This window comes from Streptomyces katrae (assembly GCF_000966975.1).
Lineage (GTDB): Bacteria > Actinomycetota > Actinomycetes > Streptomycetales > Streptomycetaceae > Streptomyces > Streptomyces katrae.
On sequence record NZ_JZWV01001645.1, the window covers coordinates 1 to 1,466 of the forward strand.

Consider the following 1,466-nt stretch of genomic DNA (forward strand, 5'->3'; position numbering starts at 1 on the left):
CCCGCCCATCACCCGTGTGAACAACGCTGCGGGTCAATACAGCTAGGCCGTCCCCTCGGGCAGGGACGGCCCGGCCGAACGGGGCCCCGGTCCGCCGGGGCCCCGCGGGCTCAGTCCAGCAGCCGCTCGCGCAGCCGCTCCAGCGTCACCGGAGTGAGCCCGAGGCCCTCGGCGAGGTAGCGGTCCACCCCGCCCCAGTGCCCGTCGATGGTCTCGTACGCGGCCAGCAGGTACTCGGCGCGGGCGTCGAACAGCGGCGCCAGCAGCTCCATGACCTCGGGGGAGTGGGCCTCCGGGGCCTCGCTGTCGCGCCGCACCCGGTAGCGGTTGTGCGGGGCGTTCGACTCCAGGTAGTCCGCCACGACGGCCTCGCGGTCGACGCCGAGCGCGAGCAGGGTGACGGCGATCGCCAGGCCCGCCCGGTCCTTGCCCGCCGCGCAGTGCAGGAGGGCCGGCACGCTGTCCTCGGCCAGCGCGCGCACCACCCGGCCGTGCTCGGCCGTGCGGTCGCGGATCATCGCGCGGTAGGACCCCGCCATGCGGGCGGCCGCCCTGCCCCCGCCCAGGAGGCCGCGGAGCTGGTCGAGACCGCCCTCGCGCACCATCCGCCAGAACTCCCCGCCGTCGGCCGGGTCGGAGAGCGGGATGTTCACGTTGCGCACGCCCGGCAGTGCGACGTCCGGGCCCTCCAGGGCCTGGTCGGCGGCGTTGCGGAAGTCGAAGACGGTGTGCAGGCCGAGTGAGGCGAGGAATTCTGCATCGGTTTCGGTGGCATGCGCCAGATGTCCGCTTCGGAACAGTCGTCCCGGCCTGACCCTCCGTCCGTCCGTGGTCGGCAAGCCGCCCACATCACGGAAATTGCGCACTCCGGTCATCTCGGGCGTGGGGTCGGGGTGCGCCGGAAGGTCCTGCGGTATCTGCTGGGTCACGTGTACTCCTCCGCGTGTGCCGCGTGTCCGAATTGGTCTGGTTGGAACCAACTTGCCATAGGTGGACGCGAGATCGGGCCGAACTCCGTGAGCCAGATCATACGGTGACCGTGCGTGCCTGATCGCGAAAGCCGAATTCCCTTGCCGGGGCGGCCGTTGCCGGTCCGGAATGGACGCAGGGTGACCGGAATTCCGTTGATCCCTCATACCTGCTATTCCGTCAGGGAATTCACGGCTTGTTGCCGCGGCCCCGCTGGATTACCTTCGCGAGCGATCCGGGTGGACCGCCTAATCCTGCCGCCGCCCGGGAACCGCACCCGACCAATCATGCGCGCGGCAGGAGCGGGGGAACCAGGTGAAACGCCGTCCGGGATCTTTCCGGAACGGCTCGGGGTGAAGCCGTACCCGTACGGCCGGACATCTCCAGTCCGAACCCGACAGCTCACCTCGCAGGCGCCGGAGAGGAATTCGCCATGCCCGGAAAGGGTAAGCACCGCCGTCCGAAGTCCCGTTCCATATCCCGCGGGCTCGCCTTCG

At 70.5% G+C, this 1,466-nt stretch carries 1 protein-coding gene and 1 riboswitch; the gene reads right to left on the reverse strand.

Annotation, left to right across the window (positions count from 1 at the left end; translation table 11 throughout):
- Positions 1-110: 110 nt before the first annotated feature.
- Positions 111-929 carry a tyrosine-protein phosphatase gene (locus VR44_RS39815; protein ID WP_385871396.1) on the reverse strand — a complete coding sequence of 273 codons (819 nt, stop codon included), beginning with the start codon at positions 927-929 and terminating at the stop codon, positions 111-113.
- Between the two features lie 308 nt (positions 930-1,237).
- Positions 1,238-1,400, forward strand: a riboswitch (cyclic di-AMP (ydaO/yuaA leader).
- Positions 1,401-1,466 lie beyond the last annotated feature (66 nt).